The organism is Pedococcus soli (assembly GCF_054782575.1).
On the sequence record NZ_BAAGSF010000006.1, the window covers coordinates 692,345 to 710,020 of the forward strand.

Sequence of the window (17,676 nt, forward strand, 5' to 3'; positions counted from 1 at the left end):
AGCTGCCCCAGCTCAGGTGTTGGAGCATTAGCCATCAGGCTAACGACGCAGTCGGTGCCCGACCGGGCGACCGATCGGGCACCGACTGCCGCGCTGAGTCAGGAGCGGGTGCTCTTGATGGCGTTGAGGATGAGGTTCGTGACGACCACCGGGTGGCTGATCATCGCGACGTGCGAGCTTCTGATCTCGACGGTGTGCGCCCTTGCCCTGGCGGCCATCGCGCGCTCGGCCTCAGGCGGGATGGCGCACCGCACGATCGCGGCAGTCGCTGCCCTACCCAGCTGAATCGCCTTGCAGGTGGATTCCGGCTCAGTCCTGCAGTTGAGGGCGGTGGCCCGACTGGGCCTGCACCGAGTCGTTGATGTCGGCTCCACCCTTCTCGACGAGCTCCGCGAAGAGCCGCCCACGCACGACGAGACCTTCCCGCACCGTGAACTGAGTGATCGCGCGCAGGTCGAACGGCTCACCCTGCTCGGTCGTGCCCCACCAGTGCCACTCACTCCACACCACATCGCCGTCCTGCACCGAAGCCGGAACCTCGGCGCGCAGATCCGGTACCCCAGTGAGAATCGCACCCCAGTTCGCCTTCATCTGCGCCCGTCCGCCGAAGCCTCGGGCCGGATGAAAGGGCTGCTCGCTCTGGTAGTCCTCATGGATCAGTGCCGCCATGCCCTCGAGGTCGTGGGCGTTGGTCCGCTCGACCATCTGCCGGATGACCTCCATACCGGTTGCTGCCACGTCCCTCTCCTCAGCCTTCCCCCGCCCTGACAAGCGTCGCACGGCCGACCCAGCCAAACCACACCCCAGGGCACGGAGTTGACCGGTGCGACGAACGGTGGCGCGGTGCCACAGTCACAGCGATGGCCGCCGCGCCATCCGCCTACGGCAACGGATGTCGCCTGGCTGGGGAGAGCAACTGCTCTCAGCTGGTGCTGTCGAGAATGAGTCGCACCGCTTCGTGCGGTGCATCCCATTGCGGAAAGTGACCGCACCGCTCGAACCAGTGCAGCACCGCGTCGGGAAACAGCTCCGTGGCGCGTGCGGCTTGTCTCGGCACGGTCACCAAGTCACGGCGCCCCCACCCGATCGTGACCCGGCCGGGCACTGTGCCAGCCGGGGCGCCCCGTTGCTTGGGCCCCTTCGTCAGGGCGTCCATGGCCGCTGCGGTCGCCGGGGAGTCGGCCAGGCCGCGCACGTCTGGCAGCACCGTGTCGCGCGAGAGCGCCCAGGGCCGCGCCGACAGCTGCGCCAGCAGCACGGTCCTGGCGACCGGGTTGCCGAGCAGTGACGGCAGCACGCCCCGCAGCGCCCTGACCAGAGCGATCGACGGCCGCAGGGTGGCACCGAAGGCCACCAGCTCGCGGTCGCTCCAGAAGCCGCCCGGGTCCAACGCCACGGTGTCGCCGCCGACTCCCCGCCGCGCGAGCTCGAGCACGATGCGGCCGCCCATCGACTGGCCCACGGTGGAGACCCCGTCAAGCCCCTGTTCCCGGATGAAGTCCGCGACGGAGTCGGTCAAGGTCGTGATCGATACCTCACCGGTCAGCGAAGGTGTCTCACCGAACCCCGGAAGGTCGACGGCGATGACCTCACGGTGCTCGGCCAGGTCGTCGATGATCGGAGCCCAGGACTGCCACCCTGCTCCCAGACCGTGCACGAGTAGCAACGGACTTCCGCTTCCGCGTCGAACATGGTTCAGCGTCACCCCGCGACGCTATACCAAGCGGATCCGGCGGGTTTGGCCACCACAAGCCGATCGTCCGAAGGGAAGGAAGAATCCGCCGATCGTTTCACGGCATCCGCGGCGGAAAGACGCAGGTTCACCTCGAGCCGGGGTCGAGCAGTTGGCTTGCGGCTCTTCGGCTCTGCGCCGCCGTAGACTCCGGCGCGTGAGCAACCCTCCGGCGTACCCCACGATGGAGGACGTCATCGGCGACACCCCGCTCGTGCGTCTGCAGCGTCTGCCCGGACCGGAGAACGAACGTCGCGGCAATGTGCTGCTCGCCAAGCTCGAGGGGAACAACCCGGCCGGCTCGGTGAAGGACCGGCCAGCGATCGCCATGATCCGGGGCGCTGAGTTGCGAGGGGATATCTCCCCCGGCGACACCCTGCTGGAAGCCACCTCGGGCAACACCGGGATCGCCTTGGCGATGGCGGCGGCGATCAGCGGCTACCCCTTGGTCATCGTCATGCCCGAGGACGCCTCCACCGAGCGGATCCAGACGATGAAGGCGTACGGAGCCGACCTCGTCCTCACCCCGGCAGATGGCGGCATGGAAGAGGCTCGCGATGTCGTGACGCGGATGGAACGGGATGGTCGCGGCCGGGTCCTGGACCAGTTCGGCAACCCGGACAACCCCCGTTCCCACGAGGACGGGACGGGCCCGGAGCTCTGGCGTCAGACTGATGGACGGATCACGCACTTCGTGTCCGCGATGGGCACCACCGGCACGATCACCGGGGTCTCGCGGTTCCTGAAGTCTCGCAACCCCGACGTCCAGATCGTTGGGGCACAGCCCGCAGAGGGCTCCAAGATTCCCGGGATCCGCGCCTGGCCCCCGGAGTACGTGCCGAAGATCTTCGACCCGTCGGCGGTGGACCGGACCATGGAGGTCACCCAGACCGACGCCGAGGAGACGGCCCGCCGGCTGGCCCGCGAGGAGGGCATCTTCGGCGGTGTTTCCGCGGCCGGCGCCTGCTGGACCGCCCTGCAGGTCGCCCAAGAGGTCGAGGGGGCGACGATCGTCTTCGTGGTCTGCGACCGCGGCGACCGGTACCTCTCCAGCGGCGTGTTCCCCACCTGAGATCTGGCGCACCGGGCGATCTGGCGCCTTGCCCAGCGCTGCGTTCATTGGCTCTTCCTGCGGGAGGATCCCCGCGGTTCCCACTGCGGGGTCAGTGAGACGAGCGGAGGCTCTGGGGGTGACCTTGGGAAGTCCGCAATAGGTACACGCTGAGCGCGACGACGAACAGGATCAGGGACACGGGACCGGCTATCGCGAGAACCCAACCCCTGAGCACAATTTCGATTGCCCTCAGCGTGCAGAGTGCTGCGACGCCGAGCGCGGTCCGTCGCAGCCAGGACGGGCCGAGAAGCCCGCGAGCGCACGCCGCAGCGAACCAGGCAATGGTCAGAAACAGCACCACGTCGACCATGTCGGAGAGCAGTGCCAACGTGTCGATCAGGGCTGCGGACGCGCTCGAGGCGGCCACGCACAACCACAGCGGTGGGACGGCCGTCAGGACGGCGGCAGTTGCCATCGTCAAACCGGCAGCCCTGAGCTGGCGACCAACGCCGACCAGTGTGGATCGCGCCAGGAACGGACGCCCGGTCGCGGCCAGCCGGGCATCGGGTACGGCGCTCCACTGTCCAACTCCAGTCAGAGGGCAGCGGCAAGTTGGAGAGTCGCGCCCGGGCACGACCGGCACGGCTCCGGTCATCCCCCGTACCGGGGATGACAGGCGGGCCGCCCGACCGGCACGCTGAAGTCTCCCCCCCGGCCAGCGGTCGGGATCGTCACCGGGAGTCGAGATGCATGTGCGATCCACCCTGATCACGGCCGACCCCGCACGGCTCGAGGATGCCGTCCATTTCATCGAGACCGACGCACGCAAAATCGTCGAGGACCTGGCCGGCAATCTCGGCATGTCGCTGAAGGTGAACCGTGCGCTCGGAGTCGCGGTGGTGAACAGCTTCTGGGTGTCAGCCGACGCGATGCGGGAGAGTGACAAGCATGTGCGTTCGACCCGGGAGACCGCTGTCCACCGCGCGAGCGGCACGGTCTCCGCTGAGACCTACCGGGTTGCGAGCGTGGTGCGGGTGGCCCCTTGGGTGTCGGGGGCCGCGGTCCGGGTGACCCGAGCTGACGCGGACCCGTCCCGGCTCGACTCGGTGGTCGCCGCCTACGAGGACACCGCCGTCCCGTGGCTCACCGAGACTGCGGGCTTCTGCGGAGCGCTCTTCGTCGCGCAGCAGCGCACGGGCCGCACCGTCAGCGAGACGATATGGAGCGACGAGGCCGCGCTGGCCGAGAGCCGGAGCGTGGCGGCTGCCATCAGGGTCGACACCGCAGCCGCCGCCGACCTGGCCGTACGAGGGCTCGAGGAGTACTCCCTCCTGTTCGGCACGGTGCGGCCCGCCCCCGCCGAGTGACCCTTATCTCCCGGGCGCCTACTCGACGGGCCCCCGGTCCCCTGATCGAAGGGGTTCGTCGAGCGCGTGCAACGTTGTGGTGCCCGAGCTGCAGGAGGCGGCATGTCGGCAGCGATGCTTGGCGATTGCGACGTCCAACTCGGCCACGCCCCGACAAGGACGCTTTCGACCTGGGCCGACCTGGAGTAGCCCGGCTCACCGGGTGCGCAACGAAGCTGGTGCTGTCCGATCCGTCAGGGGATTGCCAATGGACGTAAATGCCGAGCCGGGCATCGACCAGGACGACCGGACCACAGACACCCTCGAGTTGTTCTTCGACCTGGTCTTCGTGTTTGCGATGTCCGAGGTGACCCAGTTGATGCTCGCCGAGGGCTCGTGGCTTGGACTCGGACGAGGCGCGTTGGCGCTGACTGCGGTGTGGTGGGCCTGGGTCTGCTACGCGTGGTTGACCAACACCACCGCAGATGCCGGAGTGGCGGCACGGATTCTGACCCTTGCCGCGATGGCAGCGATGCTGGTCGCGGCCACCGCGCTGCCAGATGCGTTCGGTTCTCGGGCCCTGCTGTTTGCAGTCGCCTACTTGTGTGTGCGGCTCGTGCATCTGGTGCTTCTGCTTCTTGATACGGGGCAAAACCGCGAGCAGCGTTCAGCCGCCATGCGTTTGCTGCCCACCCTGCTGGCCGGCGCCTGCCTTCTCGTGATCGCAGCGTTCCTCGACACCCCCTACCGTGAGTGGGCGTGGGTCCTCGCGGCGCTCATCGACCTAGGCGGCCCGCTGGTGCTCGGGGTCGGAGGACTTCGCGTACTACCGCGCTACTTCGTCGACCGGCACGGATCGATCATCATCATCGCCCTCGGCGAGACCATCCTCCAGGTCGGGACAGGAGCCCACCCACACCTCAGCGACGCTGGTGTGATCACAGCGGTCGTCCTGGCGTTGCTCATCGCTGGCCAACTCTGGTGGTCCTACTTCGGCCTCACCGACGCAGCCCAAGCACGACTCGTGTCCACTCCCGGACTAGCGCAGACCCGGCTGGCCCGCGACGCCTACAGCTACCTACACCTGCTCATCGTGGCCGGAATCGTGTTCTTCGCGCTGGGACTCCATCGGGCAATTGACAAGGTCTTCGATCCGCTCCCGCTGCTCCACGCCGTCGCCCTGACCGGGGGAGTTGCCCTTGCCTACGTAGGCGACGTCGCCTACCGCTGGCGCGACCACCACCGGCTAGCCGCAGATCGACTCATCGCCGCCGCAGCTTCGGGTGTCATCGTTGCTCCCGCCCTCTTCGCACCAGCCGTATTGACTCTTGCCGCATTGGTCGCCATCGGTGCGGTGCGCATCGTGTGGGAGGCGCGAGACCGCCTCGCTGCCACAGCCGAGCCCCAATCGAGTGAATACATGCCGCCACCGATCTAGTCGAGACCCGTGCGGTTGCAGAACGCCGACCGACTCAGGCGCGGGCGGGGGCACACCCTCTGGCGCGTTTTCGTAGGGCCGGACCGGTGCGGGCTTCCAGCAGGGTCCCTCTGGCAGCAACGTGCAGCTCGGCAACCACGATCGATGGACTCGCGAAGAACCGCTGCAATACGCGCCCGCCGGGTCTGTCGAGCCTATGGGGCGAGCCGACGCGGCGATGTGACGCAGTCAGCCAAGAGACTCAGTCATCTGCCTTCAGTCTGGCTGCAAGGTGGTGATGCCTCCGCGGAAACGAGCCGTGCCGGACACCTGACCGCAGCCGCGCGCGGTCGCTAGGAATCGGTTGCCCCCTCTTCGATCGGGCCAGAGCTGGACCTGCACGTCGGCGATGTCGTCGAAGACTCGGCGGGACCAGTGACTGTGCCAACTGCGTTCAAATGCTTGGCGGCCGGATGACCGGGCGCGTTCGGCACGAGCTGTGAGGACGAGGGCAGTATCGCTGCGGCGGGCTAGTTCTCGAAGCCAGCGGCCATGAGATATGGCTGAGCCGCGATTTGGCCATGCCCCAGGCCGAAGCATCTCATCAAGGCAGTCAATGATCAGGAGGTCGTAAGTAGCGCCGAACCAAGTGAGCTCAGCCGAGCGGTAGTCCGGAAGCGGAACCCAGGAAGCGATGTCGATTTGCCCCGAAGGAGAATGCAGTCGATCACGTAGCAGGTGAGTAGCCAAGTGGTCGTTCGCCAAGGCAACTCGCGCACGCTTTCCGACGGTGGCGGCCATCGCCGAGAGCAGACTCGTCACTCCCACTCCGGCCGGACCTGCAGCCGTCCAAACGGCGCCTGGCGCGAGCCCGCCGCCAGTGAGCTGGTCCAGCGCGGCGAAACCACACGGATGCACCGGCAGTGGGTCTAGGAGAGACAACTCCGCCAGCGTGTAGCCAGATCCGCCGGCAATCATCTGCCCATCTCGGTGGAGGAACTCAGCGGAGGGTTCTGGCATGGGGCGCACCCTCCCACCTCCCGGTGACACCCACTGTGCAGGTGCATACTCGCCGAGCATGACCTTCCAACTGCCCCCAAGCTTGCAACACGAGACCAACGACTTCGCTCTGTCGCAGCTGCGTGGGTACTACAAGCCGGCCTTCGATGCCTCAGACTACTTCACCGGCGCTGCCTTCGACTCTTGGGACAGCACAGGAGCAAAGTTTGACGACGTGAACCGGTTCACCGCCGATGATCTGGTGGCGGTCACGTTCCTGTCAGTCGGAGTCGGGCCTCGGGCAGCACACCGCCTCTTGACGAGCAGGGCCGATCGGTTCAACGAACTTCTCGAGGCTGTTGGTCCGGACCGCGACTTCGTAGATATCGCACCGACGGATATCACGCCCGACTTTCCGGCCTGGCAGTTAGAGACTGCCTTGCGGGAACTCCCTGACGTTGGGCGGACGATTGCAAGCAAGCTCATGGCACGCAAACGTCCACGCTTGGTGCCGATCTACGACAAGGTACTTCGGCAAGTCATGGGGCTCGAGAAGTCGCACTGGGCGCCCTTGAACACCGCCCTGCGAGCGGATGGACAGGCACTCCACCACCGCCTGTTGGCGCTGCGCGACGAGGCTGGACTCCCAGAGACGGTAAGCCCGCTACGTGTTCTCGATGTCATCGCATGGCGCGACGGCAAGAACCTCGGCTACTGATCTACTCCTAGGTCCACCCGCCGCCGACGCCACCATGCGGCGCAATCGGCGGCGGAAGGACCCAGGCTAGGTAGAGCTCGCACGGCCACGCCGAGGCGCATACGAGCCTCCTGCTGCGATCGGCGACAGACTGGCACTATCGGATCGGGGGCAGACTGAGGGAGTGGAGGGCGCGAGTGACCGCGAATGGGGTGTTCTGCCTTGAGGGCGAATGGAATGCGGATCTCCGTAAGCGAGCGACTGTGTTGCCTGTTCTCGAACTGCTGGAGCGACTCGGGGAGATCAAGGCCATACATCGCGATGTGGCCACGCTTCCCGAGTTGGAGCACTACCTGAAAGCCTGGGGGCAGCCGCGGTATAGGGACTTCTATGTGCTCTATCTATCCACTCACGGTGACAAGGGCCTGCTCCAATGGTCTCGGGGTAACCAGACGAGCTTGGAGGAACTGGCGGCGCTACTGGGCGACTCGGCAAAGGGTTGCTATGTCTACCTTGGATCGTGCCTGACTCTGTTCAACGAGCGCGAGGCTCGTGCGTTCGTCGAGACGACGGGCGTGGAGGCGTTGGTCGGATACCGCAAAGAAGTGGATTGGCTGGAAGGGGCTGCGTTGGAGGTCATCCTCGTCGCGTGGCTCGCCAACCATTACGGGCGCCCTTCCACCCTTTTCAAGCAACTCATGAAGCGCCATGGTCAGCTCGCAAAGTTGTACAAACTCGTCATGGTGACCAAGTCGGAGACGCTTCGGAGCCAATCTTTCGCCAGCTAGAGCTGATGGGTAGGCGTCGGCCTAGGCGGCGGTGTGACGCACTCAGTTGCGCCTTGCGGCCGTTTCGCCGACGGCTGCCGGCGCCACACCTGACGATATGCGTATGGAGGGATACGGCCTTGAGGTTGTCGGCTACGACCATGGAACCGGGTCAGGACGCGAGCTGGGGCCAGCCCCACTACACGGACGCTACGTTAAGGCGCCACATCGTCGAGCCCATGAAGCAGCGGGTAAGCCGCCCACGCTTGTTCGAGGATCGGGTTTCGATGTGCTGGATCGTCCTTGAGAGCGCTTCCCAGGCTCCAGGTGGAGCGCTCCGGATCTGCCGTGACGGCGACTAGTTGACGTTCGATCTCGGCGACAGGCATTGTCACCAGCCGCTCAACCTCACGCGTTGACGCCACCAGGGTTGGAAAGCCAGCCGCGGACACCATCTGACGCATGAACTGACTATTGCTCAGGTAGTGAGGCTCGGCGGTGACCATGACGCCGATACGTGGACGGTCAGTTGGTATTCGAGCAAGCTCGGGATTTCCAGCGTCGAGGGCGTCAGATGTTCGCTGCAGTTGGTCGTTGGCTTTTGTGATGAGGTTCCGGCTGCGTTCCTCGAATCCAAGCAGACCTGCCTTTTCGAGAATTCCGAACCGAGCGGACTTGACCTCGAACATGACCACGACTGACGGGAGCACCAGAAACCAGTCGATAGACTTGACGTTCTCGGGTCCGTAGACCACTTCGGGGAATACCGACGCTTCGGGTTCAAGAAGCCGCAACTGGCGGCCGACGTATGCCTCCGTTAGTTCCCCGAGATCTCGCGGGAACGGCGCGCCGAGTGAATCCTTACCGACCTGGAAGAGACCGCCAGGCGTGATGGTTCGAAGGATCAAACGGGGCTGCGGGGCGAGGTACCTGCCGTCAGGCATAAGGATGAACGGTCGTCGCGTCAACGGATTGTACGCGTATCGTTCGAGGCCGGCCGGGGGTTTCGGCATTCGCGCGTAGTCCTGTTTGAACTCAGCGAAGGTCGAGGAAAGATCCGACATCCGTTGCTCGATCGCCGCCCTTGGCCAGTGCTGCAATACCTCGGAGAAGTTGCTCTGGTTCAGCCAGGTCGGGTCGTACCACCCCGCGTTGACGTTGGCCGCAACTTGGAGGAAGAACGTGACGCCGACCGCCATGCCGAGGTCCATTCCGAGCATTCGCGTCCAAGCGTCGGCGTCGCTGAGCACTTCGAGAGGGGTCCCCGTTGGGTAGTCGACCATCATGGCGTGGGAGCGGGTGACCTCCTCGAAGATCGACTCACCGTAGGGAAACTGCTCGTACGTGACGCGCGTCAGCAATCCGAGGACTGCTTGCGAGACGGCAGGGTGGTCTCCCTCGTAGAGGTTGTTGTGTGAGTTGAACAGGACGCGCAGGTCGTCACCGTCGAGTTCTCCGGAACCGCGGTGTTCGTTGCTCCAGAGGATTGACTCTCGAGCGGCCAAGGCAACAGCCCATGGCGGACAGGCTTCGACAAACTTGGGCCTGTCGAATGGCTCTCCGGAACTGAGAGTGAGTGCTGCCAGCGCTGGCAAAAGCACTGACGGCCGGTGACGCCGCACTAGCTGCCGGAACTCGTCGAACTTCACGGCGCCCCGATCAACGACCCCGCTGGTGAACTTCCGCCTGGCAAGCATCTCGAAGTAACTGCCTGTTGCAGCCCTGGTGCGTTGCTCGGCGGCGAGTCGTAGTGGGTCGTCCATGTCGCTGAAGAGGTCGGGTGCTCCATGATGCGCACGTAAGAGAAACACAGCAAATGGTTTCCGAGCGCATCCCGCTTCGTCGACAGCGGTTACAACTACTGGGCCAGACCTCCTGACTCGGAGGAGCAGCGACGAACAGGTCAGTTTCAGGAGCCAGACGCTTACAGTTGCCGCTTGAGATAGAGCCAGAGGAGCGACAGTCTTGTCTGTTCACAGCAGCACGCATGTCGAAGGGGCGGTTCGTCTACGGCCCGTTCGGCTAGGGGTGATCACGGGTTGCGTTTCCGTCTCGGAGCTGGGTCATGTCCTCGACCAGCTCACCTCACGTTGGGGTGGATGCTATTGCCCAGTCCTTCCCAGCTCGCTCAGCACGCCGCGGATCCAAGGCGCATTTCGGGCCTACGAGTTGGATGCCCTATGGGACACCACGGCTGAGAAGGGGGGTTCCGAAGAACTACGCGAACTGCACCTTCTCTGGCGCGGTTGGGACGAATATGGCCCGTTCTCGAGCAAGACTCGGTACTCCCACGGCATGTTGCCTTGGCGCTCTATCGAGGGCACTTCCGGGCTGATTGAGGATGATCCTCTTTTGAGTTGGTTCAGAGCGAGCGGCCCACAGAATCCATTTATGGGCCAGAAAATGGCGGATTTGCCTGCGGCTTTCGCCACTCGCTCAAGCACCTTCGGCGTCCCGGTTGTCCTAGCAGTCGACAGAACCGAACCTGAGCACATGCGTTGGGCTTGGAACGTCCGGTCGCTTGGCGTGCCTATTGCCCTTATTGATCAGGCAATGACTCCTCCCTCGGAGGAGCAATGGGGCGATATTCTGTCGACTTTCGATCTCACGGCCGAAGATGCGGGAGGCACGGCGGTCCTCGTATGTTGGGATCTGACAGCCGATAGTTCCGAAGCGCCCTATGACTTGGCCAAGGCGGTCGCATATAGGTCCGATTCTGTCCAGGTCAACTACATGGTGGGCCTCGAACCTCCGCCTCTACGCCAGTGCACCGTCACGACCCCTTTTGAGGAGCCGTTTCAGGTGAGCCTGCCCTACGGGGCAATGCGTACGTCTCTCTCACTTCCCGCCATCCCACTCGCTGCGCGCCCCAACCACCCGCTTCTCGAGTTTCATACAGTGGCGGCGGAAGTTCAGATCGAGCGTGTCGTTGGCTCAGATCCTCGGCTGGTTGGTCGCGTCCCAGCGGACCCCGCATTCAGCGACCTGCTTGAACATGTGACCGATGACATGCCGCGCGCCCTTCGCCCAACTGAGGATGGATATGTAGCCGGCGTTCGTGCCTCTACTCGAAGAATGCGTTTGCAACTCCATCGCAAGGCCGACGTCTTCTCGCGCCTGTTTGTTGATGGGTGCGACGTGAGCCAGTCGGACGATGGGCTCTTCCAGACACGAGCTGGCGAACTCCTGGGGGGGTCGGCTTCGGGGGCGTTGAGTCAGCCCGGCATGGCTGCGGCCCTCCGGCTCCTCGCGGGGCACCCAACTGGCGTCCCGCCTCAGCGCATCAAGAATGAGATCGCTGGCAACCTGGGTTCGTGGCCGGGCGACCTCTGGCGCGCCACCGATGAAGACTACGCGGACGATGTCTTCAATCACTTGATGCGAAGCGGGATGATTAACGCCGTACTCAAGGCCAAGTGCCTGTATTGCAGGGCTTGGATGTACCTAGAACCGCAAGCGTTGGCCCATGAGGTGCACTGTGACTTTTGTGGCCAAGACGTGAAGCTTGCTCCAATCTTGGCGTCACGCGCACATACTTGGCAGCTCCGGCTCGCAGGGCACCTTGGTCAGGCGCAGGTACAGGCAATGATCCCCGTCCTCGCGACAGTGGGACAGTTGGCCCACCTGACTCAAGTTGAAGGCGGCTTGGATTGCCACGACCTGGGCCTGATGGTTATGAAGGGTTCGCGCCGTGCCGAGGCGGACGTGGTTGCGATCCTGCCGGGCGTGGAGCCCGCATTGGTTCTCGGCGAGGTGAAGAGTCGGAACCGTGTTGATGCCAAAGATGTTGGGAATCTCGAATGGTTACGGGACAATGTGCGTCTCGACAGCATGCGTACACAACTGCTCTTCGCGACGACTAAGGACGACTTCGGCGACGAGGAACGCGCGTTGCTTCGTGACCACTGTCAAAGGCAGGCCGTGCGCGAAGACGAGTTCGGGAGACCGACAGTGGCATTTCCGCTGCTATTGACGGGTCGCGATCTCTTCTTGCCGTGGATGGACGACGACAACATCTGGAGGGCCGGCCCCGGCCGGGGACTCAGCGGAATTGCCGAGGAATCGTGTCGTCGCAGACTCGGCTTGGACTGGTGGCGTCCCGACCTCGACTCGCGTGAGCCTGTGTTCAGTTGGGCAGATTGACCAGGGTAATCACAGCACCAACCGGGGTGGGGTCGAACTGGGGGTTTCAGGACCAAAGTGCTTGCGCACCCAAAGATGGGCGCCCCCGTCGGAATGTCCTCCAGAAGAGGGCCCCTAGCACCTCGCTCGCACACAGGCCCCAGCCTCCGGCAGTGCCGGCGAGCCTGCGGACGGCTGGGGCATTCTGGGCGGGATGGGGCAGGTTCTCGAGAGAGTGCGCTTGTTCAGACGTGCTGCAGGCCGAACCGAGAACGCGGCTGGCTCACAACCGAGGGACGTAGCGCTTGCCCTGGAGGGCGTCGTACACGAGCCCGGCGCTGCGGCGGGCCGCCAACAGCCGTACCCCTTCCGCCTCCAGGTCCGCGAGCACCTGGGTCAGCCCCTCGCTGGTGAGGTGGTCGCCGAGCTCGACGCGCACCTCGCGGTACGCCTGTCTCATCGCCACCAGCTGGGCGTCGATGTGCCGCGTCGCCACCCAGGCGAGGGCCACCGGCTGGCGGCGCCACCCCGCGTAGGAGCGGTAGTCCGACGGGCAGTGGTCGAGCAGCCACGAGACGGCCGGCACCTGCCACCCGGGGCTCTCCGGCGGCGGCACGAGCGGCGGCCAGCCCGGCGGGACCGCCCCGAGGACCTCAGCCCGGCGGGCGCGGCTCGGCACGACCAGCTCCGGGCGGCGTGGCGGACGACCGGGTGTGGGAGTCGCCGCGTTCGAACATGTGTTCGAGTCTAGGTCATGCCGGGCTGTGCCGACAGCCACTCGCGACCGTTCGTGGCTCCGCGGCCACGGATGGTGCTCAGCGAGGGCGACCCACGACCATTCCTGGCTCCGGGGCCATGAAGGGTGGCGCCGACAAGCCTTACCTCAGCGCAACGTCGCGTCGAGCCGGGCCAGCCGCGCGGCATACAGGGAGCTGGCGAGGCTGCCCACGGGCAGCGCCGCGAGCAGCGCCTCGAGGGCGGCCACGTCGTCCGCTCCCCCACCGTCCACCCACCGTGCCAGCAGCCCGGCGCCCCCCGACCGCAGCACCGCCCCGCGCAGCGTCTCGTGCAGCTCGGCCCGCAGGAGGGCCACCTCCAGCGATCCGGAGCCGGGGCGCAGCGGCCCGGCATACCGCTCCAGGGCGCGGGTCAGGTCGCCGGCGGCCAGCGCCCGGCGCACGCTCCACACGTCGACGGACACCCCGTCACCGCCGAGGCGGTAGGGCGAGGACTCCAGCCGCGGGCCGAGCACCTCGCGCAGGCGGTGCACCTCGGCCCGGACCGACGAGGGCACCCCGCGGTCGCCGTACAGCGCACCGGCGAGCTCGTCGGCGCTCCAGCCCGGCTCGCGCGACGTCAGCAGGGCGAGGATGTCGGCGCGGCGCGGGGTCAGCTCGTGCACCACCCCGCCAACGCGCACCGTGGGCCTGGCGCCGAGCAGGTTCACCCCGATCTGGGCCACGGCCCGCAGCGCCGGCTGGGACTGCGCCCGTCGCCGCAGCGCGTCGCCACGCATCATCTCCTCGATCAGCCGGGCCGCGGTGCGCACCAACGCCCCTGCGGCGACAGGCTCGAGCCCGACCGGCGCCGACACGTCGAGCACGGCGACCATGTCACCGGTGCCGGGGTCGGTGATCGGGGCAGCCGAGCAGAGCCAGCCGTGGTGGGAGTGCACGAGGTGCTGCCCCCCGACGAGGTCCACCGCCGAACCCGTCACGAGGCACTGGCTGATCGCGTTGGTGCCGATCCCGCCCTCCGACCAGTTCGCCCCCTCGACGAACTCGATCGACTCCGCCACCCGCAGCGCTGCCGCCGAACCGATCCGCCACAGCACCTCCCCCGAGACGTCGGTGACCACGACGAGGTGGTCGTCGCTGATCGAGGAGTCCCCGAGCAGGCCCGTGACGACGGGGATGTATGGCGCGAGCGGGTGCTCGGCACGCAGCCGCACCGTGTCGTCGACCTCGTGGAACCGGCGGGGGCGTTGGCGTTCGGGGTCGATGCCCTGCGCCACCGCCCGCCGCCACGAGGCGGCGATCTGGTCGCTGACGCGCGCGTCGTCCTCCCCCGCGAGGACCCGGTCGTGCGCCTCGCGGAGCCCCGCGACGCTGCGTCGGCCCATGGCTGCACTCTCGCACGCACACGCCGGTTTCGGGAGTCCCGCGCGTCCCCCTCACGCCTCACCAGGGCTCCGTGCAACGCCGGTGCAACGCACCGTGTCGTGGACTGGCCTCCCCGGATGCAAAGGAGCAACCATGGGTACCTCCCCCAGCGACGTCGCCGAGGCGTGGCTCACGTCGTTCGACCAGGCCCTGCAGTCCCAGGACGTCGGCGCCGTGACGGACCTGTTCGCGGACGAGTGCTACTGGCGCGACCTCGTGGCCTTCACCTGGAACATCAGGACCATGGAGGGCCGGGAGCAGATCGCCGACATGCTGACGGCGACGCTCGGCCGCGTGCAACCCAAGGGCTGGGCGCTCGCCGAACCGGCGACCGAGGCCGACGGGACCGTCGAGGCGTGGATCGACTTCGAGACGGCCGACGCCCGGGGCCACGGCCACCTGCGCCTCGTGGACGGCAAGGCGTTCACGCTGCTCACGACGATGACCGAGCTCAAGGGCTTCGAGGAGCCGGGTGGTCCGCGGCGGGTCAAGGGCGTCGAGCACGAGATCCACCAGGGTCGGCAGAGCTGGCTGGAGAAGAAGACCGCCGACGAAGCCGCCCTCGGCGACACGGAGCAGCCGTACGTCGTGGTGGTCGGCGGCGGCCAGGGCGGCATCGGTCTCGGCGCCCGCCTCAAGCGGCACGGCATACCGACCGTGATCCTGGAGAAGAACGACCGCCCGGGTGACTCGTGGCGCAAGCGGTACAAGTCGCTGCACCTGCACGACCCGGTCTGGTACGACCACCTCCCCTACCTCAAGTTCCCCGACCACTGGCCGGTCTTCGCCGCCAAGGACAAGATCGGCGACTGGCTCGAGCACTACACCGCGCTCATGGAGCTGAACTACTGGACGAGGTCGGAATGCCTTCGGGCGCAATGGGATGAGGCTGCCGGCGAGTGGGAGGTCAAGGTCAACCGTGACGGCAAGGACGTCACGCTGCGGCCGAAGCACCTCGTCATCGCGCTCGGCGTGAGCGGGTACCCGTTCATCCCCGCCTTCCCCGGCGCGGACACGTTCCGCGGCGAGCAGCACCACTCCTCCCAGCACCCCGGTGGCGACGCGTATGCCGGCAAGGACGTCGTCGTCATCGGTTCCAACAACAGCGCGCACGACATCTGTGCCTCCCTCTGGGAGGTCGGCGCGAGGCCGACGATGGTGCAGCGGTCGAGCACCCACATCGTGCGCAGCGAGTCGCTCATGGACCTCGCCCTGGGCGACCTCTACTCCGAGCGCGCCCTGGCCAACGGCGTGACGACGGAGAAGGCTGACCTGGTCTTCGCCTCACTCCCCTACCGGATCATGCCCGGCGTCCTGAAGCCGGCGTACGACGAGATGCAGGTCCGCGACAAGGACTACTACGACGCGTTGCGCGAGGCCGGGTTCGACCTCGACTTCGGCGTCGACGGGTCCGGGCTGTTCATGAAGTACCTGCGACGGGGCTCCGGCTACTACATCGACGTCGGCGCCTCCCAGCTCGTCATCGACGGCCGGATCCCCGTGGTCAACGGCCAGGTCGACCACCTCACGGAGAGCTCCGTCGTCCTCGCCGACGGCACCGAGCTCCCGGCGGACGTGGTCGTCTACGCCACCGGCTACCAGTCGATGAACGGCTGGCTCGAGACGCTCATCTCCCCCGAGGTCGCCGACCGCGTCGGCAAGGTGTGGGGCTTCGGCTCCGACACCCCCAAGGACCCGGGCCCGTGGGAGGGCGAGCTGCGCAACATGTGGAAGCCGACCAACGTCGACCACCTGTGGATCCACGGCGGCAACCTGCACCAGTCACGCCACTACAGCCAGTTCCTCGCCCTCCAGCTCCGGGCGCGGTACGAGGGTCTCGAGACCCCCGTCTACGGGCTGCAGGAGTCGCACCACCCGCGCTGACGCGCGATGATTCTGGCAGCAGCAGGGCTGGCCACGGCGCGCGCGGCCAGCCCTGCTGCATACCCCTTTGACGCTCGCCCGTCTGCCGCGTGGCCGGCCCCCGCGCTCAGGCCAGGTTCTCGCCGGTGGCTCCGACGACGAACTCCCAGAACCGTTGGCGCTGTGGGGCGGTCTCGACCCCGACCGGTGCGTAGTGGGTGGGCCGACGGCTGCGGTCGTGCCAGAAGCCACCAGTGCCGATCGGGTCGTCGGTCGCGACGAGCCAGGTGACCGTGTCGGCCCCCTCTGACGGTGAGCGCAGCAGCGGGCCCATGACCTTGTTGAACCCGGGCAGGGACTCGGTGACGCCCGGGGTGTCGGCCCAGCCCGGGTGCATGCTGTGGACGGACACGCGGCCGCGCAGCCGGTCGGCCCACTGCTCGGTGATGACGAGCTGCATGCGCTTGGTGCGCGCGTAGGCCGTGACCCCGGAGTAGTCGCCCTCGGCGTACTCGAGGTCGTCGACCGCGAGCTTCTGCCCGTAGGCGCCGCCGGAGGACACGACCACGACCCGTCCGCCGCGCAGGCTGTCGGCGAGCAGGGCGGTCATCAGGTGCGGGCCCAGCACGTGGGTGGCGAGGGTGAGCTCGTGCCCCTGCGCGGTCGTGCGGCGCTCGGGCGGAAGGACGCCGGCGTTGTGCACGAGGGCGTGGAGCTCCGGCACCCGCTTGGTGAAGTCAGCGCAGAACTCGCGCACCGCGTCGAGGTCGCTGAGGTCGCAGGGCGCGATCTCCACACGGGCCGAGGGCTCGGCCGCCACCAGCTCGACACGAGCCGACTTCAGGCGTTCGGCGTTGCGCCCCAACAGGTGCACGGTCGCGCCCAGGCCGGCGAGCTGTTGGGCCGCGGCCAGGCCGAGCCCGCCGCTGGCACCCGTCACGAGGACGTGCCGGCCGGCGAGGCAGGCGGGGCGCGGGTCCGCGGGCCACCACGAGCGACGGATCCGTGGTCCCAGCCGCGTGTAGCCGAGGACCAGGGACTTGTCCATGGCCCAGTCGAGGGCACGGGCAGCGGGGTTGGGGGGCATGGGATCACGGTACGGGCGACCGGTGGGCAGCAGCGCGTCGGGCAGGACCTAGGGTGTTCCCATGCACGAGAAGCGCCACCGGAAGCTCGTCCGCGACCGGGTCCCCGCCATCATCCGATCGAAGGGCGAGGAGGCGCAGACCACGGTGCTCGCGCCGGCCGAGTTCACCCCGGCCCTCCTCGACAAGCTCGTCGAGGAGAGCGTGGAGCTGCGCATGGCGCCGACCCGCGGGCAGCTCGACGAGCTCGCGGACGTCTGGGAGGTGCTGACCACGGTGGTGACCGAGCTGGGGTTCACCCTCGACGAGGTCGAGCAGGCCGCCTCGTTCAAGCGCATCGTGCGCGGTGGATTCTCCGAGCGGGTGTGGCTCGAGTCGACCTCGGAGGTCCAAGCGGTCAGGAACTGACCGCTTCCCTTCCTACGCTGGCGT

The 17,676-nt window shown here is 66.8% G+C and carries 15 protein-coding genes; 8 read left to right on the top strand and 7 right to left on the bottom strand.

Annotation, left to right across the window (positions count from 1 at the left end; genetic code table 11):
* Positions 1-309 precede the first annotated feature (309 nt).
* Positions 310-738, bottom strand: coding sequence for a nuclear transport factor 2 family protein (locus tag ACYVKF_RS18580; RefSeq protein WP_460968415.1), 429 nt, complete (start codon positions 736-738; stop codon positions 310-312).
* Between the two features lie 184 nt (positions 739-922).
* Positions 923-1,705, bottom strand: coding sequence for an alpha/beta fold hydrolase (locus tag ACYVKF_RS18585; protein ID WP_460968416.1), 783 nt, complete (start codon positions 1,703-1,705; stop codon positions 923-925).
* 184 nt (positions 1,706-1,889) lie between these two features.
* Between ACYVKF_RS18585 and cysM the strand changes: the two genes are divergently transcribed.
* Positions 1,890-2,804 (top strand): cysteine synthase CysM, encoded by a 915-nt coding sequence (gene cysM / locus ACYVKF_RS18590; protein ID WP_460968418.1) that lies wholly within the window; start codon positions 1,890-1,892, stop codon positions 2,802-2,804.
* Positions 2,805-2,895: 91 nt separating this feature from the next.
* Here cysM and ACYVKF_RS18595 read toward each other — a convergent pair whose 3' ends face one another.
* The gene (locus ACYVKF_RS18595) at positions 2,896-3,261 is read right to left on the bottom strand and encodes a hypothetical protein (protein WP_460968420.1); all 366 of its coding nucleotides are present in this window, start codon (positions 3,259-3,261) and stop codon (positions 2,896-2,898) included.
* Positions 3,262-3,538: 277 nt separating this feature from the next.
* Between ACYVKF_RS18595 and ACYVKF_RS18600 the strand changes: the two genes are divergently transcribed.
* The 4 genes from ACYVKF_RS18600 (at position 3,539) to ACYVKF_RS18615 (ending at position 8,033) form a co-directional block, all read left to right on the top strand.
* Positions 3,539-4,153, top strand: coding sequence for a hypothetical protein (locus ACYVKF_RS18600; RefSeq protein ID WP_056918015.1), 615 nt, complete (start codon positions 3,539-3,541; stop codon positions 4,151-4,153).
* 247 nt (positions 4,154-4,400) lie between these two features.
* A complete protein-coding gene (locus tag ACYVKF_RS18605; protein ID WP_460968422.1) occupies positions 4,401-5,570 on the top strand; it encodes a low temperature requirement protein A in 1,170 nt (389 codons plus the stop codon).
* 1,057 nt (positions 5,571-6,627) lie between these two features.
* The gene (locus tag ACYVKF_RS18610; protein WP_460968424.1) at positions 6,628-7,266 is read left to right on the top strand and encodes a DUF6308 family protein; all 639 of its coding nucleotides are present in this window, start codon (positions 6,628-6,630) and stop codon (positions 7,264-7,266) included.
* 176 nt (positions 7,267-7,442) lie between these two features.
* A complete protein-coding gene (locus ACYVKF_RS18615; protein ID WP_460968426.1) occupies positions 7,443-8,033 on the top strand; it encodes a DUF6642 family protein in 591 nt (196 codons plus the stop codon).
* A 194-nt stretch (positions 8,034-8,227) separates the two neighbouring features.
* On the opposite strand, the gene ACYVKF_RS18620 is transcribed toward ACYVKF_RS18615, so the two are convergent.
* Entirely contained in the window at positions 8,228-9,775 is a 1,548-nt protein-coding gene (locus tag ACYVKF_RS18620) for a hypothetical protein (protein ID WP_460968428.1), read from the bottom strand.
* A 532-nt stretch (positions 9,776-10,307) separates the two neighbouring features.
* On the opposite strand from ACYVKF_RS18620, the gene ACYVKF_RS18625 reads away from it, so the two are divergent.
* The gene (locus ACYVKF_RS18625) at positions 10,308-12,155 is read left to right on the top strand and encodes a hypothetical protein (protein ID WP_460968430.1); all 1,848 of its coding nucleotides are present in this window, start codon (positions 10,308-10,310) and stop codon (positions 12,153-12,155) included.
* Between the two features lie 262 nt (positions 12,156-12,417).
* On the opposite strand, the gene ACYVKF_RS18630 is transcribed toward ACYVKF_RS18625, so the two are convergent.
* On the bottom strand, positions 12,418-12,813 hold the full coding sequence (locus tag ACYVKF_RS18630) for a hypothetical protein (RefSeq protein WP_235529028.1): 396 nt from the start codon (positions 12,811-12,813) through the stop codon (positions 12,418-12,420).
* Between the two features lie 204 nt (positions 12,814-13,017).
* Complete coding sequence (locus ACYVKF_RS18635) at positions 13,018-14,256, bottom strand: sigma-54-dependent transcriptional regulator family protein (RefSeq protein WP_460968432.1); 1,239 nt, start codon at positions 14,254-14,256, stop codon at positions 13,018-13,020.
* Between the two features lie 133 nt (positions 14,257-14,389).
* On the opposite strand from ACYVKF_RS18635, the gene ACYVKF_RS18640 reads away from it, so the two are divergent.
* Positions 14,390-16,180 (top strand): NAD(P)-binding domain-containing protein, encoded by a 1,791-nt coding sequence (locus tag ACYVKF_RS18640; protein ID WP_460968434.1) that lies wholly within the window; start codon positions 14,390-14,392, stop codon positions 16,178-16,180.
* A 106-nt stretch (positions 16,181-16,286) separates the two neighbouring features.
* Here ACYVKF_RS18640 and ACYVKF_RS18645 read toward each other — a convergent pair whose 3' ends face one another.
* Complete coding sequence (locus ACYVKF_RS18645) at positions 16,287-17,246, bottom strand: SDR family NAD(P)-dependent oxidoreductase (RefSeq protein ID WP_460968436.1); 960 nt, start codon at positions 17,244-17,246, stop codon at positions 16,287-16,289.
* A 61-nt stretch (positions 17,247-17,307) separates the two neighbouring features.
* Between ACYVKF_RS18645 and ACYVKF_RS18650 the strand changes: the two genes are divergently transcribed.
* On the top strand, positions 17,308-17,652 hold the full coding sequence (locus tag ACYVKF_RS18650; protein ID WP_460968437.1) for a nucleoside triphosphate pyrophosphohydrolase: 345 nt from the start codon (positions 17,308-17,310) through the stop codon (positions 17,650-17,652).
* Positions 17,653-17,676 lie beyond the last annotated feature (24 nt).

Bases quoted from the DNA above. Each gene is read 5' to 3' on its own strand.
- ACYVKF_RS18645 (WP_460968436.1), bottom strand. From the start codon at position 17,246: ATGCCCCCCAACCCCGCTGCCCGTGCCCTCGACTGGGCCATGGACAAG.
- ACYVKF_RS18650 (WP_460968437.1), top strand. From the start codon at position 17,308: ATGCACGAGAAGCGCCACCGGAAGCTCGTCCGCGACCGGGTCCCCGCC.
- ACYVKF_RS18610 (WP_460968424.1), top strand. From the start codon at position 6,628: ATGACCTTCCAACTGCCCCCAAGCTTGCAACACGAGACCAACGACTTC.
- ACYVKF_RS18595 (WP_460968420.1), bottom strand. From the start codon at position 3,261: ATGGCAACTGCCGCCGTCCTGACGGCCGTCCCACCGCTGTGGTTGTGC.
- ACYVKF_RS18625 (WP_460968430.1), top strand. From the start codon at position 10,308: ATGTTGCCTTGGCGCTCTATCGAGGGCACTTCCGGGCTGATTGAGGAT.
- ACYVKF_RS18605 (WP_460968422.1), top strand. From the start codon at position 4,401: ATGGACGTAAATGCCGAGCCGGGCATCGACCAGGACGACCGGACCACA.
- ACYVKF_RS18635 (WP_460968432.1), bottom strand. From the start codon at position 14,256: ATGGGCCGACGCAGCGTCGCGGGGCTCCGCGAGGCGCACGACCGGGTC.
- ACYVKF_RS18620 (WP_460968428.1), bottom strand. From the start codon at position 9,775: ATGGACGACCCACTACGACTCGCCGCCGAGCAACGCACCAGGGCTGCA.
- ACYVKF_RS18640 (WP_460968434.1), top strand. From the start codon at position 14,390: ATGGGTACCTCCCCCAGCGACGTCGCCGAGGCGTGGCTCACGTCGTTC.